The sequence below is a fragment of the Streptomyces sp. B3I8 genome (assembly GCF_030816915.1).
Lineage (GTDB): Bacteria > Actinomycetota > Actinomycetes > Streptomycetales > Streptomycetaceae > Streptomyces.
Window position 1 is genome coordinate 1,108,251 of sequence record NZ_JAUSYN010000002.1, and the last position, 24,659, is coordinate 1,132,909.

The window sequence follows — 24,659 nt, forward strand, 5'->3', positions numbered from 1 at the left end:
CAGGGCCCCGCGCGGTTCCTTCAAACCGCTGGGCGGTCGCCGGGCCGGCCGCCGCCCAGGTGTGCCAGAAGGCCGCGCCGGCCGGCCCGCATCATCAGCCGGTGGTTGGCGACGAACAGTGGGCGCCCGGGCACGGCGAACCGCCTGAGCAGCGCCTTGCGCACCTCGACGACCTGGTCGTAGCGGGCCTGGGTGCCCGGGCCGACGGCGGTCACCGTCCAGCCGGCCCAGCCGTCGATGTCACCGTCGACGCGGCTCCGCAGCACGCCGGCCGCGTGATCGCGGCGCACGGCGTGCACGGTGAAGGTGAGGTCGTAGGGCAGCAGGGAGCGGACGCGCAGGACGCCGGAGGTGTCGTCGCGGCGGACGACCTGGCGGACCTGGGGCCACCAACGGGGGTAGTCCTCGACGCGCTCCAACGCCTCGTACACGGCGTCCGGCGGCAAGGGCAGGGTCCACAGGCTGCGGAAGCGGTATCGGTTCCAGTCCATGTCCATGAGGGAAGCCTGCCCGCGACGGGGCACCGGGCATTCGCCGTGAGATGTCCGCGTGGCGGTCTCCGCCTCCACCTCCACCAGAAGGGCAAAGCGCTACGTCGGGGATCGGCTCGGCCGACAGAGTGGAACGCTCCGCTTGTCGTACTTCCGAGGGAATATGACGGCCTTTCGGAAAACGTCCGCCGCATTTTCGTCGAGCGCCCGTGTCCGCCACTCCCCCGAGAAATCCCGCGGCCCTCGAAGTCGGTCGTCCCTCACCCCCGGAAACTTCTTCTCGAAGAACTCGACGACACGTGGGCTTCTTCGACCGCTCTCGGGCGCCCCGCCACGCGAGTGACAGATCGTCACCGGACGGATTCCGGGCAGACGAAAGCGGCCCCGGCACGGTGTCCGTGCCGGGGCCGCTCGTGTGCTGTGGGCGATACTGGGATCGAACCAGTGACCTCTTCGGTGTGAACGAAGCGCTCTCCCGCTGAGCTAATCGCCCGGGCGCACGGAGAACATTACCCCATGTCAGGGGGTGCCCCCGACGGCCGGCCGACGGACGCCCACGGGCCGGCGGCCGGGAGTCGCCGGGCGCCTCACTGCTTGATGTTCCAGGGCATCTCGAAGCCGAACTTCCACACGTACACGCTCACCAACGCGGCGATCAGCACCAGACCGATCGAGGTCAGGACGATGTTGCGGCGGCGCACCCTGGGATCGAGCGCGGCCTGCGTCGCCTCGGTCACCTTGCGCTTCGTCCAGCGCAGCACGAGCTGGGCCCAGACGAACTCGGTCGCCCAGATCGCCATGCCCGCGAAGATCACCAGCCAGCCGGGGCCGGGCAAGGGCAGCATCACCACGCCGGCCGCGACCACGGCCAGCCCCACCACGAAGACGCCCACCTGCCAGCTCAGATGCAGCACCCGGCGGCGCTTGATGAATTCCGGCGCGCGGGACCCCAGCCCCTGTCCGCCGTCCGCCTCGCCGGTGGCCACGGTGCTCTCGGCCGGCTCGTCACTCCCCGTATTCATACAACCAAACCTTACCCGAGGGAATCCGGTCACCGGAATGGCCGTACCGTGCCAAGACACCCTCCGCCGGAAGAGTTACGTAAAGGCAGGCAAAACACTCAGAGGGGTTTACAACGGCATCGTAGGTGGCATGTCGATTTCGCCGACGTGCGAATCCCCGAGCGCACACTGAGCGAAAGGCCCTGGCGCTTATGAACACCACGGTCAGCTGCGAGCTGCACCTGCGCCTCGTTGTGTCGAGCGAGTCCTCACTGCCTGTTCCCGCGGGACTGCGGTATGACACGGCCGACCCCTACGCCGTGCACGCCACCTTCCACACCGGAGCCGAGGAGACCGTCGAGTGGGTGTTCGCCCGCGACCTCCTCGCCGAAGGCCTGCACCGGCCGACCGGCACGGGCGACGTCCGTGTCTGGCCGTCCCGGAGCCACGGTCAGGGGGTCGTCTGCATCGCGCTGAGCTCCCCGGAGGGCGAGGCCCTGCTCGAGGCCCCGGCGCGGGCCCTGGAGTCCTTCCTGAAGCGGACGGACGCCGCCGTGCCCCCGGGCACGGAACACCGGCACTTCGACCTCGATCAGGAGCTGTCCCACATCCTGGCGGAGAGCTAGACGACCGAAGCCCCCACTGATCCGCCCGATGCCGTCCACTCGGGGAGACGGCTCGGGCCTTGACGAGCCCTGTCCGGCGCACCGGCGCCGTCCCCGCCCAGCTGGGCGGGGACGGCGCCGACGTGTGTGCGTGGCGTGAGCACGACGGCACGTTCCGCGGCGCGGGCGGAAGGCCATGGACGCCCCGGGAGCGACAGGGAGGTCCCGTCCGGATCCCGAGCCGCTAGGCTCGGCCAGCATCGAGGCGGGCGCCCGCCCGTCTCCCGGGGCCAGGGAGCGAGACGTGCTGATCACCCACGACACCCGGCGGTCGCTGGACGCCGCGGTGGAACTGGTGAACACCGCGCCGGAGGACGACGGCACGGTCGACGGACTGGCGGACCTCACCTCCCTCGACGCGTTCGTGCGACGCCACCGGATGAGCGACGTCCAGTCGCTCTCGGAGTTCGATCTGTCCGCCGTGCGGAAGGTGCGCGGCCGGTTCGCGCAGATCTTCGCCGCGCCCGACGCCCGGGCCGCGGCCGGGCTGATCAACGAGCTGGTCGCCGCCGCCGGGACGACGCCCCGGCTGACCGACCACGACGGCCACGACTGGCATGTGCACTACTTCGCGCCCGGCGCCTCCGTCGCCGACCACCTGGCGGCCGACTGCGGGATGGCGCTGGCCTTCTTCGTGGTCGCCGGGGAGCAGGAGCGGCTGCGTCGCTGCGAGGCGCCCGACTGCCGGCGTGCCTTCGTCGATCTGTCCCGCAACCGTTCGCGCCGCTACTGCGACAGCCGTACCTGCGGCAACCGTCTGCACGTGGCGGCGTACCGGGCGCGCCGCAAGGAGGCGGCCGGCTGACGCGTCCCAGCGAGCGAACGACCGGCCGAGGCTCGTCGGGGCGCCGACGGGTCGGGGCGACGGAGCCCTCGGCGGGTGGCGCCAGGGGCTCCGCGTACGGCTCAGAGCAGCAGCAGGTCGTGCAGTGATGCCATGAGCAACAGACAGCCGATCACCGCAAGGAAGATCATCAGCGGTGGCTGGGAGAGTGCGAAGAGACAGCCTCGCCGCTCCTCGGGGGGAACGACGGGGTCGCTCTGGGGTGTATCCAGCATCTCGGGGCGATGATGACGCAGCACCGCCCCCCTACGCGATCAACACGCCCGTAGTGACCGTGAGTTCGCCATTATCCGTGCGCGGCGGAACGAACGTGATCGTTTGGGTGCGCAGCGGTGATCCCCCGTGTCGTTTCAGCAGGTCGCCACGGGGGCGGTCATATCCCGTGCTTCTTGAGGATCGCCTCGATGTCGCTGAAGTCGTCCCCCGAACCGCCGGAGCGCGGCGTCGTGGACCGCGGCCGACCGGCCGGGGTGGAAGCGCGGCCCGGTGAGGGTTCGGAGACCGCGGGCGCCACCGCCTCCCGCCGTGCCGCGGCCCGTGCGGCCCGGCGCTCCTTGCGGGTGCCGCCGCCGCGCCGCTCCACCGCCCGGGTCGCCACGAACAGCACCCAGGCGAGTCCCAGCACGCCGAATCCGGCCCAGGCCGTGAGGCTGAAGGCCGTGTCGGCCACCCAGCCGACCACCCCGGTCATCACCAGCCCGACCGGGACGAGCGAGTAGGCGGCGAGGCGGAACGCGGAAAGGAAACGCTTGCGGTAGGCGGTGACCGCGGCGACGCCCAGGCCGGCCGCGGAGACGGCGGAACATACGGTCTCGGCAAGCATCCGGTCCTCCAGGCGAGGCTCGACAGGGCGGGCGGTACGGCAGAGCGGTCGAAAGTCAGCGGCCGGCAGTCAGCCGTCAGCCGTCGGCAGTCGGCAGTCGGCAGTCGGCAGTCGGCAGTCGGCCGGTTCGTCCCTTCCATCCTGCACCGTTCACCGTCCGAAGTGCCATGGTCCGGCCCGAACCTCAGGGACAACCTCAGGGTCGTCTCGGGGTCGGCTCCTCCCGGGGGGCGGGGCGGCCCGCAGTCCCGCTCCGCCTGCGGGCCAGGGGCCCCGCAGTCCGGGGCTCCGTTTGGGCCGGTCCGCCGGCCCTGGGAGACTGTGACCATGAGCGACTCCTCCCCCGTCCCCCCGACCGCGCCCGTCGTCCTGGACGTCTGGTGCGAACTCCAGTGCCCCGACTGCCGTCGGTCCCTGGAGGACCTGCACGCGCTGCGCGCCCGCTACGGCGACCGGCTGGAGCTGCGGCTGCGGCATTTCCCGCTGGAGAAGCACAAGCACGCCTTCGCCGCCGCGCAGGCCGCCGAGGAGGCCGCGGCGCAGGGACAGGGCTGGCCGTACGTCGAGGCCGTCCTCGCCCGCGTGCAGGAGCTGGAGCGGACGGGCGAACCGTTCCTCGTCGATGTGGCACGGGAACTGGGCCTGGACGCCGAGGAGTTCGACACGGCGCTGATCGACGGCCGGCACATCCTGATCGTCGACGCCGACCAGGCCGAGGGCAAGGCCATCGGCGTGACCGGCACGCCGACGTACGTCATCGGGGGCGAACGCCTCGACGGCGGCCAGAGCCAGGAAGGACTGCGCGCCCGCGTCGAGGAGATCACCGACCGGCTGCTCGCCGCGTCCGGGAGCTGAGCCGAGACCGAGGCGGGCGCACGGCCCCGCGAGGAGCGGGGATTCCCACCGGAGCCGTCCGCCCCGCCGGGACCTGGCCCGCCCCTCGTCCGCCCCCCGGCCGCCCCGTCACGCTCACCTCAGACTCTTGTGCACCCGGTACGTGACCGTCCGGTAGCCGAGCGACTCGTACAGGCGCTCGGCGGGGGTGTTGCCCGCGAAGACGTTCAGCCCGATCTCGGGGCTGCCCGAGTCGACGGCGTACGCCTCCGCCGCCAGCATCAGGGAGCGGCCGTGCCCCCGGCCCCGGTGGGCGGCGTCCACCCCGACGTCCCAGACGTACGCAGTGCCGTCCCGGGGGCTCAGCCACAGGTATCCGACCACGGTGCCCTCGTGCTCCAGCACGCTCAGCCGCACTCCTGGGGTCGCGGGCCCCTGGGGAAACATCTGTGCCTGGTCCCGCTCCGCCAGTTCCCTGGACCGCGTCGCGGGGAGGCCGCGGGCCGCGCCGGCCTCCACGTAGCGCTGCACCGCCTGGCCGCGCCAGACCTCGAACTCCGGCGTGGTCATCGTCCGTACCCGGCTGCCCGGGGGCAGTTCGGGCGGGGTGTCGCCGAGGCGTTTGCTCATGATCCGGCTGCGCGGCTCGTACCCGAGTGCGGTGGCCAGCCGGAGGGCGGCCTCGGCGTCGCCCGGGACGTCCGCCTCGATCCGCTCGCAGCCCCAGCCTCGGGCCACCTCCTCCGCGGCCAGCACCGCGACCGTGGCGCGGCCGCGCCTCCGGTCCGGCTCCTCGATGCGCAGTCCGTCGACGAGGGCGGCGCTGGGGCCGTGGCGCGGGTCGGTCGACAGGGTTATCTCGCCGATCGGACGGCTGTTGTCGCACACCTGGTAGTGGCGTCGCCGGGTGCCGTCCGGGGACCGGTGGAGCGGCTCGGTCGGCCGCAGGGTGGTGGTCATCGGTTCCTTTCTACCGGGTGACCGGCCCGGCGTCAGCGCGGTTTCCTCCGCCGCCTCCCGCGGCCGCCGGACGCCCGCCGGCCTGTCACCACGGGCCCGCAGCCGCCGGCTCACGGATCGAGGTCGTCCGCCGCCCGCTCGGCGAAGACCCGCATGGCCTTGGAGGTCACCGGCCCCGGGGCGCCCGGCAGTTCACAGTCGTCGATCCGGTGCACGGCCTGGACGTCGCGCAGCGTCGAGGTGAGGAAGACCTCCTCCGCCCGCTCCAGCACGTCCAGCGGCAGTTCCGTCTCCTTCGCACCCGTCCACTCCACGGTCAGCGCGCGCGTGATGCCCGAGAGGCAGCCTGAGGCGAGGGGCGGGGTGTGGATCTCGCCGTCCAGGACGACGAAGACGTTGGACCCGGTGCCCTCGCACAACTGCCCCACCGTGTTGGCGAACAGCGCCTCGGAGGCGCCGTACCCGCGGGCGCGGGCCAGGGCGACGACGTTCTCGGCGTAGGACGTCGTCTTGAGTCCGGTGAGCGCGCCGCGCTCGTTGCGGGTCCAGGGGACGGTGATCACGGCGGTGGAATCGGGCCGCCGGGTGGTCTCGCCCAGGGCGACGACGAGGGTGGTGCCCCGGTCGCCGCGGTCCGAACCGAGGGGTCCCTGGCCGCCGGTGCAGGTGAGGCGCAGCCGGCCCAGCGGCATGGGGTTGGCCTCCAGAACGGCGGCACAGGCGCGGCGGATCTCGTCGTGGTCGGGGTCCGGCAGGCCGAGCCCGCGGGCCGAACGGGTCAGCCGGTCCAGGTGCCGGGTCAGCGCGAACGGCCTGCCGTCGGCCGTCTTCACCGTCTCGAAGATGCCGTCCCCGACGGTCAGTCCGTGGTCGAGGACGGAGACGCGGGCGGAGTCGATGTCCTGCAGCCCGCCGTCCAGCCAGATCTTCACGCGGTTCCTCCACACTCGTCGTCGTACGTGCCGGGGGCGGCGCCGTAGTTGCCGAACGTGCCCGACGCTATCGCCAGCAGCCGGGACGCCTTGAGTTCGGTCTCCCGCCACTCCCGTTCCGGGTCCGAACCCCAGGTGATCCCGGCGCCGGTGCCGAAGCGCAGGGCTCCGGCGTCGCGGTCGGCCCAGAAGGTACGGATACCGACCGCCAGTTCACCCGTCCCGCGGTCCGCGTCGACCCAGCCGATGCCGCCGCAGTAGGGGCCTCGGACGGCCGTCTCCAGTTCCTCGATGATCCGCAGGGCGCTGGCTTTGGGGGCGCCGGTGACCGAGCCGGGCGGGAACGCGGCGGCGAGCAGCCCGGGCCAGCCGGTGTCCGCGCGCAGTTCGCCGCGGACCGTGGAGACCAGGTGCACCAGGCCCGGGTGCTTCTCGAGGACGCACAGGTCGGGAACGGTCACACTGCCCGGGACGCACACGCGTCCGAGATCGTTGCGGACGAGGTCCACGATCATCACGTTCTCGGCGTGATCCTTGTCCAGGAGGTCGGCCTCGGTCCGCCCGGTGCCCTTGATGGGCCCGGACTCGACGGCGTTCCCGGTGCGGCGCAGGAACAGCTCGGGCGAGGCGGTGGCGATCTCGACGCCGTGCCCGGGCAGCCGGATCGTTCCCGCGTACGGCGCCGGGTTGCCGGCGGCCAGCAGGGCGGTCAGCGCGTCGATGTCGGCGTCCGGCGCCAGCGGAGCGGACAGCACGCGGCAGAGGTTGGCCTGGTAGACCTCGCCCGCCGCGATGTGGTCGCGGATCCGCCGTACGCCCGCGGTGTACGCGGCCCGGTCGAGGGAGGACGTCCAGGCGCCCGGGGCCGGGCCGCGCCAGGCGCCCGGCACGGGGGCGGGCGCCGGATCGGGGCGTACGTCGCGGAAGCGGGCGCAGACCGCGCGGCCCTCGAAGTCGGCGCACACGGCCCAGAAACCGGTGGAGTCCAGCGCGGCCGGATCGCCGGTGACGTCGAGGAGCCCGGTGGCGAGGAGACCACCGAAGCGGGCGAGCGGGGGCAGGTCCAGCACGTGGACGAGTCTAGGCGGGCCCGCCGGGGGCGGTCCGGCCGTGCCCCCTGAGCAGGCGCGGGGCACCACGCTGCGCAAACGCGTTTTTGTGCTGGCACCGGAATCCGCTAGAGTTCAACACGTCGCCGGGCCGCGCGAGCGGGCCGGAAGGACATGCGGACGTAGCTCAGTTGGTAGAGCGCAACCTTGCCAAGGTTGAGGTCGCGAGTTCGAGCCTCGTCGTCCGCTCGAAGGCAGCGGGGGAACCCTCAGGGGTTCCGCCCGTTCCTGGTGGAGTGGCCGAGAGGCGAGGCAACGGCCTGCAAAGCCGTCTACACGGGTTCAAATCCCGTCTCCACCTCCAAGGACGATTAGCTCAGCGGGAGAGCGCTTCCCTGACACGGAAGAGGTCACTGGTTCAATCCCAGTATCGTCCACTGGATCCGCCGGAAGCCTCGGCAGGATTCGGACCCGCGCGATTAGCTCAGCGGGAGAGCGCTTCCCTGACACGGAAGAGGTCACTGGTTCAATCCCAGTATCGCGCACGTGGTACCGCAGTACGCGCAGTACCCGTGACGACGGCTCGCTGGAGTCCGTGCGGTCGCGGTCCCGAGGACGATTAGCTCAGCGGGAGAGCGCTTCCCTGACACGGAAGAGGTCACTGGTTCAATCCCAGTATCGTCCACACCTCGAAGCCCCCGGTCCTCGACCGGGGGCTTCTCCGTGTCCGCTCAGCAGGTCTCCGCTCAGCTGGAGAACAGCATGTGGCCGAAGCTCTTGTGGCGGTGGTGACCGCCGTGGCCCCCGTAGTGCCCGCCGCCGTGCGGCGCGCCCCAGGCCGGGGCGGCGGGGTAGGCCTGCGGCGCGGAGGGGGGAGGCGGCGCGGGCTGCGTCCACTGGGACTCCAGGCGGGTCAGCGACTCCAGCTCGCCGTAGTCGAGGAAGATCCCCCGGCAGCCGCTGCACTGCTCGATCTGGACGCCGTTGCGGTTGTAGGTGTGCATCGGCGCATGGCACTTCGGACACTGCATGCTCGGCTCAACTCCTCGCCGGTCGGTGGTGCTTCGCCAGGTAGAGACACTGCCCGGCGGTCGTCGGTTGCAGCCTACGTCCCTCGTTCCCGGAGGGGACCGGCCGGTGTCGGACCTGTCGGGTCCAGCGGACCCATGCGGGCACAGGCGTCCACGACCGCCTGTTCGACCTCGTCCAGGCCGCGGTCGGCGGCGAGCGCCTTGACGACGGTGAGCGCGGCGGTCTGCACGGTCAGGGCACGGGCGGCGGTCTCCAGGGCGGGCCACGGGTCGCCGTGGGCGGGCACGGCGGGGCCGCCGACCGTCCGGTAGGCGGTGAGGAACCGGGACCATTCGTCCGGCGGCAGCAGGCCGCAGGCGTACCAGGCGGCGGGGCGGGCGAGGTCCCAGGCGGGGACTCCGGTGCCGAGGTCGTCGACGTCGATGAGCCGCCAGGGGTCGGGGGCGGCGTCCGGGGTGGCCGGGCCGGTCGGGCGGCGTACGAGCTGGCCCAGGTGCAGGTCGCCGTGGCACACGGTGGTGGACGGCGGCATGGGGGCCTCCGCGCGGGCCCAGGCCGGGAGGGTGGACCAGGCGCGTTCGACGGGGGTACGGGCCGGGTGCGGGCCGGCGGCGCGCAGGCGGGCGAGGGCGCGGGCGGCCTTGGCGGGGCCGCGCATGGGGGGCAGCGGGGCCGGGGCGGGGACGTGGCTGTTGTGCAGCCGGGCGAGGAGCGCGGCGGCGGCTTCCCAGGGGGCCTCGTCCGGGAGGTCGGGGTCCACGGGGGTGCCGTACGGCCAGAAGGTGACGAGGCGGTCGTGGACGGGGACGGGGTCGGGGCGGAGCGGGGCAAGGAGGATGCCGGGGAGGGCGGCGGCGGTGGCGAGGCGGAGGGTGAGGTCGGTGGGGTCGGTGCCGGCGGCGTGGGCCTTGGCGACGGTCCCGGCATGGCGGACGACGGTGCCGTCGGGGCGGTCGGCGAGGGTGCGCGGGGCGCAGTCGCAGGGGTCGTGCGGGCGCGGGTGCGCTGCCGTGCGGGCGGCGGCGAGGAGGGCGGGGAGTACGGTCACGGGTTCCTCGGACGAGGCGGCGCGGAGCGGGGTGCGGCGGAGAGGGGCGGAGCGGAGCGGGGCGGCGCGGAGCGGGGTGCGGCGAGAGGGGCGGAGCGGGGTGCGGCTGTGAGGGTACGGGGTCCTGCGACGCGGAGGGCGGCCGGGAAAAGGCAACGCCCGCGCAGCTCCCCAGCTGCGCGGGCGTTTTTTGCCGTCCGCCGCACCCCCGTCCCCACGGGGTTTCTCTGGCCGGATGTCCCCGCCCGGACCGCTCTTCCGGGCCTGGGGCGCCGCTCAGCGCCCCAGCATCACGCCCACGGACGACGCTTGTGTGGCCACTGTCTCCCAGCCGTCGAAGACGAGCAGGAGCAGGACCGCCAGGGGAAGGGCCATCGCCGTCGCCACCAGCGGGTGACGGCGGCCCGTACGGCGGGTGCGGAACGTGGTGCCGTACACCTTGCGTCCTCGCGTGCGGAGCACTGTCCGCGGTGCCGTGTGGGCCATGGTCCTCTCCTGACCGAATGAAATGAAGTGACAGCGGCGGGTGTCTGACCTCGGGGGACGAGTGCTGCACCCGCCGCTTGACGACAAATCTAGGCGGGCGGGGCGTCGTGGGCGTCATGCCCTCGTACCGATTGCCGGGCCTCCCGGAGGATGAGCGGCGACCTGCGGTGTACTCCCCTGGGTGGAGACGGGACCGCGGGTCTCAGGGTGTTCCCCGAGGGGGCGTCCGATCTGTCCGGTCCGCGGTGCGGGGCGGGGGCGCTGGGGGTGTTCCCTCCTTCGTGGGCGGGACTCCGGGGCGCCGCCGGGTGACTTCGCTCACTCCCAAAGGGTCCGTGGGGGCTCGCCGTCCGCGACCGGCTGCTCACGGGCGGCTCTCGAATCGCCCCGTCTCCCCGGCTCGTGCCGCACTGTCCGGTGGGGCCGGGGCGCTCGCGCGGCCGGCCGGCGCGTACCCAATGCACCGTGCCGCGACGGGGGTTGGGATCTTGGACGTGGCGCGGTCCGGCCGTGCGCGTCCGTGCTGACCGTCCTTCAAGTGTCGTACGGGGTCCTGACAATCGACGGGAAGGAGAGGGCGCGGCCTCTGCGCGCACCCGGCCCCCGATACGTAAGCTGTGCTCGTCAGACGGAGCGGGCAGCGGGGATGAACATGGCGATGATGCGCCTGAGGCGCGAGGACCCGCGTGTCGTCGGCTCGTTCAGGCTTCACCGGCGGCTCGGCGCGGGCGGCATGGGTGTGGTCTACCTGGGTTCCGACCGGCGCGGCCAGCGGGTCGCGCTGAAGGTGATCCGGCCGGACCTCGCGGAGGACCAGGAGTTCCGGTCGCGATTCGCACGCGAGGTCTCGGCGGCCCGGCGGATCCGGGGCGGCTGTACGGCACGGCTGGTGGCGGCGGACCTGGAGGCGGACCGGCCGTGGTTCGCCACGCAGTACGTGCCCGGTCCCTCGCTGCACGACAAGGTGGCCGACGAGGGCGCGCTGCCGGCCGCCGACGTGGCCGCCGTGGGCGCCGCCCTCTCCGAGGGGCTGGTGGCGGTGCACGAGGCGGGGGTCGTCCACCGCGATCTGAAGCCCTCGAACATCCTGCTGTCCCCCAAGGGGCCCCGGATCATCGACTTCGGCATCGCGTGGGCCACCGGCGCCTCGACGCTCACGCACGTCGGCACCGCGGTCGGCTCGCCCGGCTTCCTCGCGCCCGAACAGGTGCGCGGTGCCGCCGTCACGCCGGCCACGGACGTGTTCTCCCTCGGTGCCACGCTCGCCTACGCGGCGACCGGCGACTCGCCCTTCGGGCACGGCAGTTCCGAGGTGATGCTGTACCGCGTGGTGCACGAGGAGGCGCAGCTGCGCGGGGTGCCGGACGCGCTGGCCCCGCTGGTGCGGGCCTGTCTCGCCAAGGACCCGGAGGAGCGGCCGAGCACGCTGCAGTTGTCGCTGCGGCTGAAGGAGATCGCCGCCCGTGAGGCACAGGGCCTGACGGACGCCCGGCCGCCGGCCCAGCGCGGCTCCCCCGATCTGCCCGACCGTCCCTCGGGGCGGCTCGCGGAACTGTACGCGGAACAGCGCACCCAGCGGCGCCCGCAGGACCCGTCCACCACTCCCCCGCCCCGCTCCGGCGGCGACGCGCGCCCGGCCGGCGGGCCGCGGACCGGGGGCGACGCCCGGCCCACCGGCGGTTCGCGGCCCACCGGGGGCTCCCGGCCGACCGGCGGTGCGCGCTCCGGCGCGCGGCAGCAGCCGTCCGGGCAGCGGAACGGCGCTCGTCCCGGCCGGGGCCCGGGGCGTCGGCCCGCGTCCCGCGACGGCCGTCGCACGCCGCCGCGCACGACGGGCACCGGGCGGCGACCCGCCAATCCGCGGCTGCTGCGCCAGCGGCTCTTCGTGTTCGTGGTGGTCACGCTGCTGGTCGCGCTCGGCATCGCCGCGGCACAGGGCTGCCAGGGACCGGCCAACGGCCTGCGCGACGGCGACCGCGGCGGCACGGGCGTACGACACGAACAGCTCCACCGGCAGCCGGACCGACAGCCGTACGCCCGGTCGTACGACACCGGGCCCGGACACGGTGGCGGGCCCGGGAAGCGAGCCTGACGGGGCAAGGCCGGCCGGCGGGCACGACCGGGAGGAAGCGCCCGCAGGCCAGAGGGCTGGGGTCTGCGGGGTCGGGACCGACTGCCGGGTCAGGCCTGCGGGCGGCCTGTCGTGACGGCGTAGAAGGCGACCGCCGCGGCGGCGCCGACGTTGAGGGAGTCGACGCCGTGGGCCATGGGAATGCGCACCTTCTCGTCCGCGGCGGCCAGTGCCCGGCGTGACAGTCCGTCGCCCTCCGCGCCGAGCATCAGCGCGACCCGGTCCCGCCGGTGCGGGGCGGCCTCGTCGAGGCTGCGGGCCCCGGGGTCGGGGGTGAGCGCGAGCAGGTCGAAGCCGGCCTCGCGCACCGCCGCCAGGCTGCCCGGCCACTGGTCGAGGCGGGCGTAGGGCACCGAGAAGACCGCGCCCATGGAGACCTTGACGCTGCGGCGGTAGAGCGGGTCGGCGCAGTCCGGGGAGAGCAGGACGGCGTCCATGCCGAGGGCGGCGGCCGAGCGGAAGATGGCGCCGATGTTGGTGTGGTCGTTGACCGCCTCCATCACCGCGACCCGGCGTGCGGGGCCCAGCAGTTCGGCGGCGGTCGGCAGCGGCTTGCGCCGCATGGAGGCGAGCGCGCCGCGGTGCACGTGGTAGCCGGTGACGCGCTCGGCGAGTTCGGGGCTCACCACGTAGACGGAAACCGCGGACGCGTCGATCACCTCGCGCATCGGCTCGACCCACTTGGCGGACAGCAGCATCGACCGCATCTCGTAGCCCGCCTCGCCGGCCCTTGTGATGACCTTCTCGCCCTCGGCGATGAACAGGCCCTCGGCGGGTTCGCGCCGGCGGCGCAGCTCCACGTCGGTCAGGTCCGTGTAGTCGTGCAGACGAGGATCCTCGGGGTCCTCGATGTTCAGGATCTCTGCCACGGCGTCACTCGCCCTTCTCCGGGCCCACGTGCACGACGGGGCCGATCACGATGACCGCGGGCGGCTTGACGTCCTCGGTCCGTACCGTCTCGGCGACCGTGGCCAGCGTGGCGTCCACCCGGCGCTGGGCGGCCGTCGTGCCCTCCTGGATCAGGGCCACCGGGGTTTCGGGGGCCTTGCCGTGGGCGACCAGTGTCTCGGCGATGCGGCCGATCTTGTCGACACCCATGAGGATCACGAGCGTGCCGGTGAGCCGGGCGAGGGCCGGCCAGTCGACCAGGGAGCGCGCGTCGTCGGGGGCGACATGGCCGCTGACGACGGTGAACTCGTGGGCGACCCCGCGGTGGGTGACGGGGACGCCGGCCGCGCCCGGCACCGAGATGGAGCTGGAGATGCCGGGGACGACGGTGCAGGCGATGCCCGCTTCGGCGAGCGCCCGCACCTCCTCCATGCCCCGGCCGAAGACGTAGGGGTCGCCGCCCTTGAGCCGGACCACCGACTTGCCCTGCCTGGCGTGTTCGATCAGCGCGTTGTTGATGGCCTCCTGTGCCATGAAACGGCCGTACGGGATCTTCGCCGCGTCGATCACCTCGACGTGCGGCGGGAGTTCGGCGAGCAGGTCGCGGGGGCCGAGGCGGTCGGCGATGACGACGTCGGCCTCGGCGAGCAGCCGGCGGCCGCGCACGGTGATCAGGTCGGGGTCGCCCGGGCCGCCGCCGACCAGGGCGACGCCGGGGGTGCGGGTGCGGTGGTGCGGGGCGACGAGGGTGCCGTCGCGCAGCCCCTCGACGACCGCGTCGCGGACGGCGGCGGTGTGGCGGGGGTCGCGGCCGCGGGCGCTGGTGGTGAGCACGGCGACGGTGACGCCCTCGCTGTGCCCGGTGGCCGGTGTCCAGGCGGTGGCGGCGTCGGCGTCGTCGGAGCGCACGCACCACACGCGTCGGCGCTCCGCCTCGGCGGAGGCGGCGGTGTTGGCGGCGTGGTCGCCGGTGGCGAGCAGCGCGTACCAGGCGTCGGCGAGGTCGCCGTCGCGGTACGGGCGGCGGGTCCAGGTGATCTCGCCGGTGTCGGCCATCGCCTCGACGGAGGGGGTGGCGGAGGGCGAGATCAGGTGGACGTCGGCGCCGGCCGCGATCAGCGCGGGGAGCCGGCGCTGGGCGACCTGGCCGCCGCCGAGGACGACGACGCGGCGGCCGGTGAGGCGCAGGCCCACGGGGTAGGCGGGGTGTTCGGCCATGGCGGTACGGCTCCTCGTACGGCGGAGAGGGAGAGGCGGGGCGGCGGGGGCGCACGGGTACGGGCGCCGGGCACCGGGCGCGCGCTGCGGCGTCGGAGCGGGCTGACGTGCGATTTTATGCGGCGGGCTGCGGGGAGTGGGGACCGGGGCAAAGTGCGGTGCGTCTCGCCGCCCCTTCCCGGCCCGGGAATCCGGGCCGAGCGTCCTCCCGGGGAACTGTGAGAAGGACGCCGGGCCGGTGCGGCGGCCCGGTGCTTCGGGCCGCTGTTGCGGCCTGCCGCTTCGGTCCGTCGTCCCGCGCCGCTGCGGCGGGCCGCTGCTTCGGTCCCGGTACAGCGGTCCGGCGCTCCGAGCCGCTGCGCCGGACCAGTGCTTCGGTCCGGCGCTTCGGTCCATCGCTTCGGTCCGTTATTTCTCGGTCACGCCCGCCGAGTCGAACGTGGCGACCTCATGCATCGCCCGGGCCGCGCTCTGCACCAGCGGCAGGGCGAGCAACGCGCCGGTGCCCTCGCCGAGGCGGAGGTCGAGGTCGACCAGCGGGCGCAGGCCCAGCTTGTTCAGGGCGGCGACGTGGCCCGGCTCGGCGCTGCGGTGGCCCGCGATGCAGGCGGCGAGGACCTCGGGGGCGATCGCGCGGGCCACCAGCGCGGCGGCACCGGCGCTGACGCCGTCCAGGATCACCGGCGTCCGCAGCGAGGCACCGCCGAGGAGCAGGCCGACCATGGCCGCGTGCTCCAGACCGCCGAACGCGGCGAGGACGCCGATCGGATCGGCCGGGTCGGGCTGGTGCAGTTCGATGGCCCGCCGGACGACCTCGGTCTTGCGGGCCAGCGTCTCGTCGTTGATGCCCGTGCCGCGGCCGGTGACCTCGGCCGGGTCGGCGCCGGTGAACACGGAGATCAGGGCCGCCGACGCAGTGGTGTTGGCGATACCCATCTCGCCGGTGAGCAGCGCCTTGTTGCCGGCGGCCACCAGGTCGCGGGCGGTCTCGATGCCGATCTCGATGGCCTGCTTGACCTCCTCGCGGGTGAGCGCGGGGCCGGCCGTCATGTCCGCGGTGCCGGGGCGGACCTTGCGCGGCAGCAGCCCCGGCGTGGCCGGGAGGTCGGAGGCGACGCCTACGTCGATCACGCACACCTCGGCGCCGACCTGGGCGGCGAAGGCGTTGCAGACCGCTCCCCCGCCGAGGAAGTTGGCCACCATCTGGGCGGTGACCTCCTGCGGCCAGGGGGTCACGCCCTGGGCGTGCACGCCGTGGTCCCCGGCGAAGATCGCGACGGCGGCGGGCTCCGGGATCGGCGGCGGGCACTTGCGGGACAGTCCGGAGAGCTGGGCGGAGATGATCTCCAGCATGCCGAGCGCGCCCGACGGCTTGGTCATCCGCTTCTGCCGGTCCCACGCCTCGCCGAGCGCCTTGGCGTCCAGCGGGCGGATTCCGGCCATCGTCTCGGCGAGCAGGTCGTGCGGTTCCTCGCCGGGCAGGGCGCGCCTGCCGTACGTCTCCTCGTGCACCACCCAGGAGAGCGGGCGGCGCTTGGACCAGCCGGCCTGGAGCAGCTCGGGCTCGGGCGGGAACTCGTCGACATAGCCGACGCACAGGTACGCCACGACCTCCAGGTGGTCGGGGAGGCCGAGGGCGCGGACCATCTCGCGCTCGTCGAAGAAGCTGACCCAGCCGACGCCGAGGCCCTCGGCGCGGGCCGCGAGCCAGAGGTTCTCGACGGCGAGCGCGGAGGAGTACGGGGCCATCTGCGGCTGGGTGTGGCGTCCCAGGGTGTGCCGGCCGCCGCGCGTGGGGTCGGCGGTGACGACGATGTTGACCGGGGTCTCGAGGATGGCCTCGATCTTCAGTTCCTTGAACTGCTTGGCCCGGCCCTTGGGCAGCGACTTGGCGTACGCGTCGCGCTGGCGCATGGCCAGTTCGTGCATCGCGCGCCGGGTGTCCTCGGAGCGGATGACGACGAAGTCCCACGGCTGCGAGTGGCCCACGGAGGGGGCGGTGTGGGCCGCCTCCAGGACGCGGCGCAGCACCTCGTGCGGGATGGGGTCGCTGCGGAAGCCGTTGCGGATGTCGCGGCGTTCGCGCATCACGCGGAGCACGGCCTCGCGCTCGGCCTCGTCGTAACCGGGGGCCGCGGGGCCGGCGGGCTCGACGGGTTCCGGGGTCCCGGTCGCCTCCGGGCCCTCGGCGGACTCCGGCTGCGCCGGAGCACCGGCCGCGGTGGGCGCGCCTCCCTCGCGGGGGGCCGGGACGGTCACGGGCGCCGGGGCCTCGGCCGCCTGCGGGTCCTGCGGACCGGACGGCGCGGGTACGGCGCCGGCGGCGGTCGGGGGCTCGGGCGTGGCGTCCGGGGTCCGGTCGGCGCTCCCCTGTGCCGGGACCGGCGAGGGGTGAGGGGTGAGGGGGGCGAGGTCCTCGGCCGGTACGGAAGGCTCGGCCGGGGGCTCGGTCACCTGGGGGAACGGTCGGTCGGGCGCCTCGCCGGCGGGCTGATCGGCGGACCCTTCCGTGTGGGGGTCGACCGGCCCGTCGGCGACGCCGGGCGCCTCCGGCCCTGCGGCCGGGTCCACGGGAGCGAGGGGGGCGGCGACGAGAGGTGCCGCCGGTGCGGCGGTACCGGGCTCGGCCACGGCGTCGGCGGGCTCCGTCGGGGGGGTGGCCGGCACGTCGGCAGCGGGCACCTCGTCGGCCGCCCCGGGCTCCGGGTCGTTCGGCGCGTCGGCCGTGGGGGCCTCCGTGGCGACGACGGGCACGCCCGGCTCCGCGGTCACGACGTCCTCCGTCACCGACGCCGCCCCGGCGTCCACGGCGGTCTGCGGGGCAGCGGCGGCGTGGGCGTCCGCGTTCTCGGGCAGGCCGGTCGCGTCGCCGGGTCCGGCGAACCGGGCGGCCGGGTCGGGCTGCGCGGGGGCGACGGCGGCCTCCGGGGCTTCCGGCACGGCGACGGCGTACGCCTCCTCGGGCGCGACGGGGGTCTGCGGGCCCACCGGCGCGACGGCCGGGGCCTGCGGCTCGGGTGCGGCGACGGAGGCGTCGGGCACACCCGGGTGCACCGGCTGCGGCTGGTCGGCGGCGTACGGGACCGGCTCGGGCGCCGGGGCCGCGTCGGTACCGCTCCTCCGCGCGTCGTCGGCGACGGCGACCGGCGGCTCGACGGTCGCGGCCTCGGGTGCCGGCTGCCCCGCCTCGGGCGCACCCGGCGCCGTCACGGGCTGCTCGTACGAGTTCGGGTCCGCCGGTACGACGTGTGCCTCACCCTGCGGCGTCAGGGCGCCGTCGGCGACCGGGCCGGCGGTGCCGTCCGCCGGTACGGCCCTCTGCGGTGCGGGGGAGCCGGGAGCGTCCGGAGCGCCGGCCTCGGGAGCGGGAACCGCCGCCTGCGGAAGTCCGGGAGCGTCCGGAACCGGGACCGCGACCGGTGCCGAGGGCTCCGGGGCCTGGGGCTGTCCCTCGGGCGCGGGCACCTGCGGTCCCTCGACCGGACCGCCCTGTGCCGTGACGACCTCGGCGGCCGGGCCCGCCTGCGCTGCCGCGGCCTCGGGCACCGCGGCCGCCGGGCTCTCCGGTCCGTGTCCCGCGGGCTGCCCGGTGGCGGCCACCGGCTCCTGGAGCTGCGGCGATCCGTCGGCGCCGGCCGCCTGCGGGAACTGTCCGTACGCGCCCTCGGCGACGACCGCCGAGGGCGGCGGGGTCTCGGGGGTCGCCGGGGTCCGCGGGCTCTGCGGGGGCTCCGGAAGAGCCCCGTACCCGGTGCCGGGTTCCGCCACGGCCGTGCCGAGGCCGGTCGCCGCGGCATGCGGAGCGGTGGCCGCTTCCGCGGGCACCGCGCCCGGGCCGGCCTGCGGGGTGGCGCCCCACGGCGCGGCGCCCTGCGGGGCGGACTCCTGTTCCTGGGTGACGTCGAGGTACTCGGGGCCGATCGTCGCCGGGCCGCCCGTGGGCCGCAGGGGCGCGGCGGCGGGGCCCCGGTCGGCGAGGGAGCGGACCGGGCTCGCGGTGGGCGTGGGGATCGGCGGGCCGAGGTGCAGCGGCCGGCGGCCCGGTCCGGCGTGGGCGCCGGGCGCGGAGGGCGTGCGGACGGCGCTCAGGTCGACGGAACCGCTGTCCCGGCCGCCCGTCTCGTGCGCCCCCGGCTCGTGGTGGGCCGGGGCGGGCGGGGCCATCTCGTTGCCCCACGCGCCCTGCTGGCCGGGCATCAGCAGCTGGTCCTCGTCCTCGACGGCGGTCTCGGAGGCGTCGGAGGTGTCGGAGGGTTCGAGGTAGGTGTACGCGGCCGGCGCGGTGACGCCCGGCTGCTGCACCATGCCTGCGTTCTCCGGCAGTCCCTCGCCCGGGATCTGGCCGGTGTCGGTCATGCGTACCCCTCGCCCATCGGTTCGTGCTCCTCAACCCACTGGCCCGGAACGGCGCACCGACCGCCCCGTGTGAAGAACGAGCGTGCGCGCCGAGCGGCACGAACGACTCGCCATCAAGTCGACAAAGCCATGCACTGGCATTGTCTCGGTCGTCCCGCCGTTGCGACAGCGTGATCCGCGAGGGTCCGCTGTGGACTGCGCCACGTTGCGCGTCCTCCGGTCCTGCCGTACCACACACTCCTCAAAAGAGGTGTGCTTTCCGGACATTGGCCGATGAAAGACCTGATCACCCGGAAGCGGTACAACGATCGGCCAGCCTACCTCGCCGGTACGACAACCGGATCACGGGGCGCGTTCGGCCGACCGCGCGCCCGGCGCGCGCTTCCGTGGCCGCTCAGCGGGTGTTTTCGCGCCTGACCAGTTCCCCGGAGAGGAGGAAGACGACGCTCCGTTCCTTCTCCGTCCAGGCCCGGGTGTCGAGTTCGACGGACTGCAGCAGCGCGCACTCGACGTCGTACCCGTGTTCGCTGAGGTCCCGGCCGACGAGCTCGGCGGCGTCCCGGGTGGCGGCATGGGTGACGATGCGCTGCGGACGGCGGTCGGCGACGGCCGAGACGACCGCGGCTCCCCCGCCCCCGACGCGCACGACGTCGGGTTCGGGGAGGTCCTCCAGGATGTGCGGGGCGGTGCCGAGGACGATCTGCGGCTGGACGCCGAGGCGGCGCGCGGCGGCCTCGATGCGGGCGCAGGCGCCGGGGTCCTCGTCGACCGCGATGACGGCGGCGCCGGAGCGGGCGGCCTCGACGGCGAAGGCGCCGCCGCCGCAGCCGATGTCCCAGACGAGGTCGCCCACGCGCGGGCCGATCCGGGCGAGTTGGGCGGCGCGCAGCGGCTGCGTCTCGCCCTCGCCGAGGGTGCCCTCGTACGCCCCGGCGGGCAGGGTCCAGCCGCGCGGTCCGGGGGCGGGGGCACGGCCCGCGAGCCAGCCGCCGTCCTCGGCGGCGGCGACGGGGCCGCCGAGGACGATCACGACGTTGGGGTCGCGCCAGGTGTGGTCCGCGGCCTTGTCGGAGGTGACGACGGTGACCTGTTCGCGGGTGGTGCCCAGTTCCTCGCAGATGACGAAGGTGCGGTGCACCCCCTCCAGGAGCAGGCCGAGTTCGGCGGGGCCGGCGCCGGGCGAGGTGAGGACCGCCACCTTGGTGTGGGCGCGGCACACGTTCACCGCGCGGCGCAGGGTGCGCCGGTGGGCGACGACCACCTGGGCGTCGTCCCAGGGCATCCCGGCGCGGGCGAAGGCGGCGGCCACCGCGGAGACGGCGGGGACGACCTCGACCTCGAGGCCGAACTCGGGGGCGCGCAGGGTGCGTACGACGCCGAAGAGGCCCGGGTCGCCGTCGGCGAGGACGACGGCGGTGCCGCGATGGCCGGCGATGCGGCGGGCCGCGAGGGCGATGCTGCCGAGGCGGACGCGTTCGGCTCCGGCCGGTACTTCGGGGAGCGCGAGGTGGTGGGCGGCACCGGCGACGAGCGTGGCGGCGCCGAGGGCGGAGCGCGCCGCGTCGGTCAGCGGGGAGCCGTCCCAGCCGATCACCGTGACCCGGTCGGCCATCGTCGTGTTTCTCCAGGGTTTCTGCGCGCGGGTGTTCACGCGGCTGTTTACGCGGGTGTTCACGCAGGTGGGAGGGTGTGCCCGCGAGCGGGACGCCGGGGGCCGGGCGGAACCATGTGAGACTACCGCGTGTACGCGGCGCGTTCGCCCGGGCGGCGGCCGGCCCGGTGCCACTCCCGGTGTCAGTTCCAGTCGGAGAACGAGGTGAACCCGGTGCGGTCGGCGAGTTCTCCGGCGCCGCCCTCCAGATCCTCCGGCAGCAGGCTCCACACGATGAAGTCGGTGCGCACGTCGGTCCAGGTGCCGTCCTCCGCGCGCGCGTGGGCTATGCAGGCGTTGCGCAGGACACCCTCGCTGATGCAGCCGATCTTCTGCGCGACCTGCTGCGAGGCGGTGTTGTCGGCGGCCGTGCGCAGCTCGATGCGTTCGAACTTCTGCTCGCGGAAGAGCCAGCGGGCGGTGGCGAGCGCGGCCTCGGAGGCGTAGCCCTCGCCGCGCGCCCAGGGGGCGACGATGTACGACAGTTCGGTGGACCGCACGTGCCAGTTGGTGCGGCTGAGCTGGATGATGCCGACCAGGCGCTGGGTGAGGAACTCGGTGACGGCCAGGTCGAGGCCGCGGCCGGCGGCGCGCTCGGCGGGCGCGTACTCGTCGATCCAGACCCGCGCGCCCTCCTCGGTGAAGGGCTGGGGGACGTCGGTCCAGGCGGCGATCTGCTCGTCGTTCATCATCTCGGACAGGGCGGTGACGTCGTCCTCGTCGAGGGCGCGCAGGACCAACCGCTCCGTGCTGATGGAGATGTTGGGGAAGGTGCTCGTCATGCGCCGCTCCGTAACCTGTGGACCGTCAAAGCTGATCAGCCGTCATGCGACCTGCTGAACTGCCCAGCATGCAGCATGAAGCCACCGCACCGCACCACGGGGTCCGCTCCGGGCTGTGAGGGAACGGACCCCGTGCGTGGCGGCGGGCGTGCCGCGAGGGGCGGTGGCGGGGGGCCGGGGCCCCGGGCGATCAGAAGGCCGGGACGACGGCGCCCTGGTACTTGTCCTCTATGTACTTCTTCACCTCGGGCGAGGTGAGCAGCGTGGCCAGCTTCTTCACCCGGGGGTCGGTCTCGTCGCCCTTCTTCACGGCGAGGAAGTTGGCGTACGGGTTGTTCTTCGCGGACTCGGCGGCCAGGGCGTCCTTGGCCGGGCTGAGGTGGGCCTCCAGGGCGTAGTTGCCGTTGATCACCGCGGCGTCGACGTCACCGAGGGAGCGCGGGAGCTGCGCCGCCTCCAGCTCCTTGAACTTCAGGCCCTTGGGGTTGGACGTGACGTCCTTGGGGGTGGCGTCGTAGCCGGCGTCCTGCTTCAGCTTCAGCACGCCGTTGGCCTCGAGCAGCTTCAGAGCGCGGGCCTCGTTGGTGGTGTCGTTGGGCAGGGCGACGGTGGCGCCCTGCGTCAGCCCGTCGAGCTTCTTGAGGCTCTTGGAGTAGATGCCCAGCGGTTCCAGGTGCACGGTGCCGCCGGGGACCGGGACGATGTCGGTGCCGTTCTTCTTGTTGAAGTCGTCCAGGTACGGCTTGTGCTGGAAGTAGTTGGCGTCGACCTCGCCCTGCTGGACGGCCGTGTTGGGAGTGACGTAGTCGGTGAACTCCTTCACCTCCAGCTTCAGTCCGGCCTTCTTCGCCAGGTGGTCCTTGACGTAGGTGAGGATCTCGCCCTGGGGGGTGGGGGTCGCGGCGACCGTGAGGGTGGCGTTCGGGTCGGCCTTGCCGGAGTCGTCGGAGCCCGAGCCGCAGGCGCCGAGCCCGAGGGTGAGGGCGGTGACGGCCAGTGCGGCGGTGGTGATCCTGGCGGTGTTACGCACGAAAAGTGCCTTTCCTTGCGGTGGTGCGGCATCCCCGTGTCGGGTGGACGGGGCGGTCTGTGGACGGGGCGGTCTGTGGACGGGGCGGACGGGTCGGTGTCAGCCCTCGACCGGGGTCTCGGCCGCGTCGACGGCGGTGGCCGGGACCGTGCGAGGTCCGCCCAGTGGCCGGAAGAGGAGCAGCCGCCCGGAACCGGCGCCCCGGCGGTGCAGGGAGCGCGCGGCGAAGTCGCCGGCGAACTGCAGCAGGGAGATGACGACGGCCAGAATGGCGACAGTGATCCACATGATGTCGGTCTCGAAGCGCTGGTAGCCGTAGCGGATGGCGATGTCGCCGAGTCCGCCGGCGCCGACGGTGCCCGCCATGGCCGAGTAGCCGATGAGGGCGACGACGGTGGTGGTGGCGCCCGAGATGAGCGACGGGAGCGCCTCGGGCACCAGGACGCTGCGGACGGTCCTCCAGGTGCTGCCGCCCATCGACTGCACCGCCTCGACGAGTCCGCCGTCCACCTCGCGGACCGACATCTCCACCAGGCGCGCGTAGAAGGGGATGGCGCCGATGGCGAGCGGCACGATGGCGGCCTCGCGGCCGATGGTGGTGCCGGTGACCCAGCGGGTGAAGGTCATCAGCGCGACCATGAGGATGATGAACGGCATCGAGCGGGCGATGTTCACGACCTGCCCGATGACCTTGTTGGCGACGACGTTGCGCAGCAGTCCGCCGCGGTCGGTGAGGACCAGGAGCACGCCGAGCGGCAGGCCGGCGACGACCGCGACGACGGTGGACCAGCCGACCATGTAGAGCGTGTCCCAACAGGCCTGGGACAACAGGGGCCGCATCTCCGACCAGGTCACTTGGCACCTTCCTTGGCGAGCGGGGACGTCCGGCCGACGGCGTCGGCGCCACCGGCGGCTTCTACGGCGGCAGCGGCACCGGCGGCTCCGACCACGTCCACGCCCAGGCCCTGTTCGCGCAGGAAGCCGACCGGGACCACGTTGTCCTCGTAGCGGCCGGGCAGTTCGATGCGCATCCGGCCGACCTGGTGGCCGGCGACGGTGTCCATCGCGGCGCCCAGGATCGAGATGTCGATGTTGTAGGTGCGCGAGAGCTGGGAGATGACGGGCCGGGTGGCGGCGTCGCCGTGGAAGGTGACGTCGACGACGGTCCGGTCCTCGCCGGTGGCCCGGCCGCCGACCGGGAAGAGGGCCGGGGCCAGCCGGGAGCCGGGGGTGGCGAGCAGTTCGCTCACGGTGCCGGACTCCACGATGCGGCCCCGCTCCATGAGCGCGGCCGAGTCGCAGATCGACTTCACGACGTCCATCTCGTGGGTGATGAGCAGGACGGTCAGGCCGAGTTGCCGGTTGAGGTCGCGCAGCAGTCGGAGGATGGAGCGGGTGGTCTCGGGGTCCAGGGCGCTGGTCGCCTCGTCGGAGAGGAGCACCTTGGGGTCGCCCGCCAGGGCGCGGGCGATGCCGACGCGCTGCTTCTGGCCACCGGAGAGCTGTGCGGGGTACGCCTTCGCCTTGTCTGTCAGACCGACCAGGTCGAGCAGCTCCAGCGCCTTGCGGGAACGTGCCTTCCCGGAGACGCCGAGGATCTCCAGCGGCAGTTCGACGTTGGCCTGGACGGTGCGCGAGGACAGCAGGTTGAAGTGCTGGAAGACCATGCCGATCCGGCTGCGGGCCCGGCGCAGTTCACGGCCGGCGCGGCTGCCGCGGCCGGCGAGCGCGGTGAGGTCCTGCCCGTCGACGGTGACCGTGCCGGAGGTGGGGCGTTCCAGCAGGTTGACGCAGCGGATGAGCGAGGACTTGCCGGCGCCGGACTGTCCGATGACGCCGTGGACCTCGCCCTCGCGGACGTGGAGGTCGACGCGGTCGAGGGCGACGATGCCGCGGGGGGCGCCTCGGCCGCCGCCGCGGACTCCGTGCGGGTGGTAGATCTTCGTCAGACCCGAGGTGGTGATCACGTGGGTTTCCGTCGCTGTCGAGTGCGCGGGCGCGGGTATGCCCGGCACGCGGTGGATTCCCGCCGGTGTGGTGGCGGGAAGGGGCGGTCGGCGGTCGCGCAGGCGGTGCGGAGTGCGGCGCGGTCGCGGGGCCCCTGTGCGGATGCACACGGGTGGCGTGTGCGGTGCGGGGGCGGGAGCGGGCGTACTGATCCGCGGAGCAACGCGTACGGGGCTGCCGGGGCTTGCTCGCTTCGGGGCGCGAGCGGGGGTGATGCGGGGGCCCTCTAGAAGGCGCGCATTCGGCCCGTGCGGCAGGGGGAACACATACAACGAGCACCGGGCGTGGTCGTCGCCTCGGTCGCAAGGGTGCGGTCGCTCGTGGTGCTCATGAAGGCAAGTAAAGCAGACGGCCGACCATGGACGGACACGGGTGTCCGTATGCCGGACAAGGATGGACAGGGACGGACGCGGACGGACAGGGACGTACGG

Annotated in this window: 22 protein-coding genes and 6 tRNA genes; 9 read left to right on the forward strand and 19 right to left on the reverse strand. The window is 73.9% G+C overall.

The window, feature by feature from the left end; translation table 11 throughout:
- Window positions 1-20 precede the first annotated feature (20 nt).
- The 3 genes from QFZ64_RS07165 to QFZ64_RS07175 all read right to left on the reverse strand — a co-directional run bounded on the left by QFZ64_RS07165 (window position 21) and on the right by QFZ64_RS07175 (window position 1,513).
- Complete coding sequence (locus tag QFZ64_RS07165; RefSeq protein WP_307063488.1) at window positions 21-491, reverse strand: SRPBCC family protein; 471 nt, start codon at window positions 489-491, stop codon at window positions 21-23.
- A gap of 421 nt (window positions 492-912) precedes the next feature.
- Window positions 913-984 (reverse strand) — tRNA-Val (locus QFZ64_RS07170).
- Between the two features lie 94 nt (window positions 985-1,078).
- On the reverse strand, window positions 1,079-1,513 hold the full coding sequence (locus tag QFZ64_RS07175; RefSeq protein WP_307063489.1) for a TIGR02611 family protein: 435 nt from the start codon (window positions 1,511-1,513) through the stop codon (window positions 1,079-1,081).
- A 191-nt stretch (window positions 1,514-1,704) separates the two neighbouring features.
- On the opposite strand from QFZ64_RS07175, the gene QFZ64_RS07180 reads away from it, so the two are divergent.
- Complete coding sequence (locus QFZ64_RS07180; RefSeq protein ID WP_004002642.1) at window positions 1,705-2,118, forward strand: SsgA family sporulation/cell division regulator; 414 nt, start codon at window positions 1,705-1,707, stop codon at window positions 2,116-2,118.
- A gap of 283 nt (window positions 2,119-2,401) precedes the next feature.
- Window positions 2,402-2,962: a CGNR zinc finger domain-containing protein gene (locus QFZ64_RS07185; RefSeq protein ID WP_307063491.1), complete on the forward strand. Its 561-nt coding sequence runs from the start codon at window positions 2,402-2,404 to the stop codon at window positions 2,960-2,962.
- Between the two features lie 101 nt (window positions 2,963-3,063).
- Here the strand turns inward: QFZ64_RS07185 and QFZ64_RS07190 are convergent, their stop codons facing one another.
- Entirely contained in the window at window positions 3,064-3,216 is a 153-nt protein-coding gene (locus QFZ64_RS07190; RefSeq protein ID WP_307063494.1) for a hypothetical protein, read from the reverse strand.
- A gap of 158 nt (window positions 3,217-3,374) precedes the next feature.
- Window positions 3,375-3,824 carry a hypothetical protein gene (locus QFZ64_RS07195; protein WP_307063495.1) on the reverse strand — a complete coding sequence of 150 codons (450 nt, stop codon included), beginning with the start codon at window positions 3,822-3,824 and terminating at the stop codon, window positions 3,375-3,377.
- Between the two features lie 327 nt (window positions 3,825-4,151).
- Between QFZ64_RS07195 and QFZ64_RS07200 the strand changes: the two genes are divergently transcribed.
- Window positions 4,152-4,679: a DsbA family protein gene (locus QFZ64_RS07200; RefSeq protein WP_307063497.1), complete on the forward strand. Its 528-nt coding sequence runs from the start codon at window positions 4,152-4,154 to the stop codon at window positions 4,677-4,679.
- Between the two features lie 114 nt (window positions 4,680-4,793).
- On the opposite strand, the gene QFZ64_RS07205 is transcribed toward QFZ64_RS07200, so the two are convergent.
- The 3 genes from QFZ64_RS07205 to QFZ64_RS07215 all read right to left on the reverse strand — a co-directional run bounded on the left by QFZ64_RS07205 (window position 4,794) and on the right by QFZ64_RS07215 (window position 7,620).
- Window positions 4,794-5,618 (reverse strand): GNAT family N-acetyltransferase, encoded by an 825-nt coding sequence (locus tag QFZ64_RS07205; RefSeq protein WP_307063499.1) that lies wholly within the window; start codon window positions 5,616-5,618, stop codon window positions 4,794-4,796.
- Window positions 5,619-5,728: 110 nt separating this feature from the next.
- Window positions 5,729-6,550, reverse strand: coding sequence for an aminotransferase class IV (locus tag QFZ64_RS07210; RefSeq protein ID WP_307063501.1), 822 nt, complete (start codon window positions 6,548-6,550; stop codon window positions 5,729-5,731).
- Entirely contained in the window at window positions 6,547-7,620 is a 1,074-nt protein-coding gene (locus QFZ64_RS07215) for a chorismate-binding protein (protein WP_307063503.1), read from the reverse strand. The genes QFZ64_RS07210 and QFZ64_RS07215 overlap by 4 nt, the downstream gene beginning before the upstream one ends.
- 155 nt (window positions 7,621-7,775) lie before the next feature.
- On the opposite strand from QFZ64_RS07215, the gene QFZ64_RS07220 reads away from it, so the two are divergent.
- The 5 genes from QFZ64_RS07220 to QFZ64_RS07240 all read left to right on the forward strand — a co-directional run bounded on the left by QFZ64_RS07220 (window position 7,776) and on the right by QFZ64_RS07240 (window position 8,284).
- A tRNA-Gly gene (locus QFZ64_RS07220) sits at window positions 7,776-7,848 on the forward strand.
- A 41-nt stretch (window positions 7,849-7,889) separates the two neighbouring features.
- Window positions 7,890-7,963 (forward strand) — tRNA-Cys (locus QFZ64_RS07225).
- A 1-nt stretch (window position 7,964) separates the two neighbouring features.
- Window positions 7,965-8,036: transfer RNA gene (locus tag QFZ64_RS07230), tRNA-Val, on the forward strand.
- Between the two features lie 36 nt (window positions 8,037-8,072).
- A tRNA-Val gene (locus QFZ64_RS07235) sits at window positions 8,073-8,144 on the forward strand.
- Window positions 8,145-8,212: 68 nt separating this feature from the next.
- Window positions 8,213-8,284, forward strand: a tRNA-Val gene (locus QFZ64_RS07240).
- A gap of 61 nt (window positions 8,285-8,345) precedes the next feature.
- Here the strand turns inward: QFZ64_RS07240 and QFZ64_RS07245 are convergent.
- From QFZ64_RS07245 to QFZ64_RS07255, 3 genes are all read right to left on the reverse strand, one after another.
- Complete coding sequence (locus QFZ64_RS07245; protein WP_307063505.1) at window positions 8,346-8,630, reverse strand: zf-TFIIB domain-containing protein; 285 nt, start codon at window positions 8,628-8,630, stop codon at window positions 8,346-8,348.
- 74 nt (window positions 8,631-8,704) lie between these two features.
- Complete coding sequence (locus QFZ64_RS07250; protein ID WP_307063506.1) at window positions 8,705-9,679, reverse strand: phosphotransferase; 975 nt, start codon at window positions 9,677-9,679, stop codon at window positions 8,705-8,707.
- Between the two features lie 276 nt (window positions 9,680-9,955).
- Complete coding sequence (locus QFZ64_RS07255) at window positions 9,956-10,165, reverse strand: hypothetical protein (RefSeq protein WP_307063508.1); 210 nt, start codon at window positions 10,163-10,165, stop codon at window positions 9,956-9,958.
- A gap of 646 nt (window positions 10,166-10,811) precedes the next feature.
- Here QFZ64_RS07255 and QFZ64_RS07260 point away from each other — a divergent pair.
- Window positions 10,812-12,257, forward strand: a complete 1,446-nt coding sequence (locus QFZ64_RS07260; protein WP_307063510.1) for a serine/threonine-protein kinase — start codon at window positions 10,812-10,814, stop codon at window positions 12,255-12,257.
- Window positions 12,258-12,346: 89 nt separating this feature from the next.
- Here QFZ64_RS07260 and QFZ64_RS07265 read toward each other — a convergent pair whose 3' ends face one another.
- The 8 genes from QFZ64_RS07265 to QFZ64_RS07300 all read right to left on the reverse strand — a co-directional run bounded on the left by QFZ64_RS07265 (window position 12,347) and on the right by QFZ64_RS07300 (window position 24,188).
- A complete protein-coding gene (locus QFZ64_RS07265) occupies window positions 12,347-13,165 on the reverse strand; it encodes an RNA methyltransferase (protein ID WP_307063512.1) in 819 nt (272 codons plus the stop codon).
- A gap of 4 nt (window positions 13,166-13,169) precedes the next feature.
- The gene (gene cobA / locus QFZ64_RS07270) at window positions 13,170-14,402 is read right to left on the reverse strand and encodes a uroporphyrinogen-III C-methyltransferase (protein ID WP_307063513.1); all 1,233 of its coding nucleotides are present in this window, start codon (window positions 14,400-14,402) and stop codon (window positions 13,170-13,172) included.
- 408 nt (window positions 14,403-14,810) lie between these two features.
- Complete coding sequence (cobT, locus tag QFZ64_RS07275; protein ID WP_307063515.1) at window positions 14,811-18,758, reverse strand: nicotinate-nucleotide--dimethylbenzimidazole phosphoribosyltransferase; 3,948 nt, start codon at window positions 18,756-18,758, stop codon at window positions 14,811-14,813.
- A gap of 394 nt (window positions 18,759-19,152) precedes the next feature.
- Window positions 19,153-20,370, reverse strand: coding sequence for a precorrin-6y C5,15-methyltransferase (decarboxylating) subunit CbiE (cbiE, locus tag QFZ64_RS07280; RefSeq protein ID WP_307071606.1), 1,218 nt, complete (start codon window positions 20,368-20,370; stop codon window positions 19,153-19,155).
- 182 nt (window positions 20,371-20,552) lie between these two features.
- On the reverse strand, window positions 20,553-21,191 hold the full coding sequence (locus QFZ64_RS07285) for a GNAT family N-acetyltransferase (protein ID WP_307063517.1): 639 nt from the start codon (window positions 21,189-21,191) through the stop codon (window positions 20,553-20,555).
- Between the two features lie 190 nt (window positions 21,192-21,381).
- Window positions 21,382-22,221 (reverse strand): MetQ/NlpA family ABC transporter substrate-binding protein, encoded by an 840-nt coding sequence (locus tag QFZ64_RS07290; RefSeq protein ID WP_307063519.1) that lies wholly within the window; start codon window positions 22,219-22,221, stop codon window positions 21,382-21,384.
- A 99-nt stretch (window positions 22,222-22,320) separates the two neighbouring features.
- On the reverse strand, window positions 22,321-23,076 hold the full coding sequence (locus QFZ64_RS07295; protein WP_307063521.1) for a methionine ABC transporter permease: 756 nt from the start codon (window positions 23,074-23,076) through the stop codon (window positions 22,321-22,323).
- Window positions 23,073-24,188 carry a methionine ABC transporter ATP-binding protein gene (locus QFZ64_RS07300; RefSeq protein WP_307063522.1) on the reverse strand — a complete coding sequence of 372 codons (1,116 nt, stop codon included), beginning with the start codon at window positions 24,186-24,188 and terminating at the stop codon, window positions 23,073-23,075. Before QFZ64_RS07300 ends, QFZ64_RS07295 begins: the two co-directional genes overlap by 4 nt.
- Window positions 24,189-24,659 lie beyond the last annotated feature (471 nt).

Excerpts from the sequence above, each read along its gene's own strand:
- QFZ64_RS07180 (WP_004002642.1), top strand. The coding sequence starts at position 1,705 with ATGAACACCACGGTCAGCTGCGAGCTGCACCTGCGCCTCGTTGTGTCG.
- QFZ64_RS07285 (WP_307063517.1), bottom strand. The coding sequence starts at position 21,191 with ATGACGAGCACCTTCCCCAACATCTCCATCAGCACGGAGCGGTTGGTC.
- QFZ64_RS07245 (WP_307063505.1), bottom strand. The coding sequence starts at position 8,630 with ATGCAGTGTCCGAAGTGCCATGCGCCGATGCACACCTACAACCGCAAC.
- cobA (WP_307063513.1), bottom strand. The coding sequence starts at position 14,402 with ATGGCCGAACACCCCGCCTACCCCGTGGGCCTGCGCCTCACCGGCCGC.
- QFZ64_RS07200 (WP_307063497.1), top strand. The coding sequence starts at position 4,152 with ATGAGCGACTCCTCCCCCGTCCCCCCGACCGCGCCCGTCGTCCTGGAC.
- QFZ64_RS07260 (WP_307063510.1), top strand. The coding sequence starts at position 10,812 with ATGAACATGGCGATGATGCGCCTGAGGCGCGAGGACCCGCGTGTCGTC.
- QFZ64_RS07205 (WP_307063499.1), bottom strand. The coding sequence starts at position 5,618 with ATGACCACCACCCTGCGGCCGACCGAGCCGCTCCACCGGTCCCCGGAC.
- cbiE (WP_307071606.1), bottom strand. The coding sequence starts at position 20,370 with ATGGCCGACCGGGTCACGGTGATCGGCTGGGACGGCTCCCCGCTGACC.
- QFZ64_RS07190 (WP_307063494.1), bottom strand. The coding sequence starts at position 3,216 with ATGCTGGATACACCCCAGAGCGACCCCGTCGTTCCCCCCGAGGAGCGG.
- QFZ64_RS07165 (WP_307063488.1), bottom strand. The coding sequence starts at position 491 with ATGGACTGGAACCGATACCGCTTCCGCAGCCTGTGGACCCTGCCCTTG.
- QFZ64_RS07195 (WP_307063495.1), bottom strand. The coding sequence starts at position 3,824 with ATGCTTGCCGAGACCGTATGTTCCGCCGTCTCCGCGGCCGGCCTGGGC.
- cobT (WP_307063515.1), bottom strand. The coding sequence starts at position 18,758 with ATGACCGACACCGGCCAGATCCCGGGCGAGGGACTGCCGGAGAACGCA.
- QFZ64_RS07175 (WP_307063489.1), bottom strand. The coding sequence starts at position 1,513 with ATGAATACGGGGAGTGACGAGCCGGCCGAGAGCACCGTGGCCACCGGC.
- QFZ64_RS07255 (WP_307063508.1), bottom strand. The coding sequence starts at position 10,165 with ATGGCCCACACGGCACCGCGGACAGTGCTCCGCACGCGAGGACGCAAG.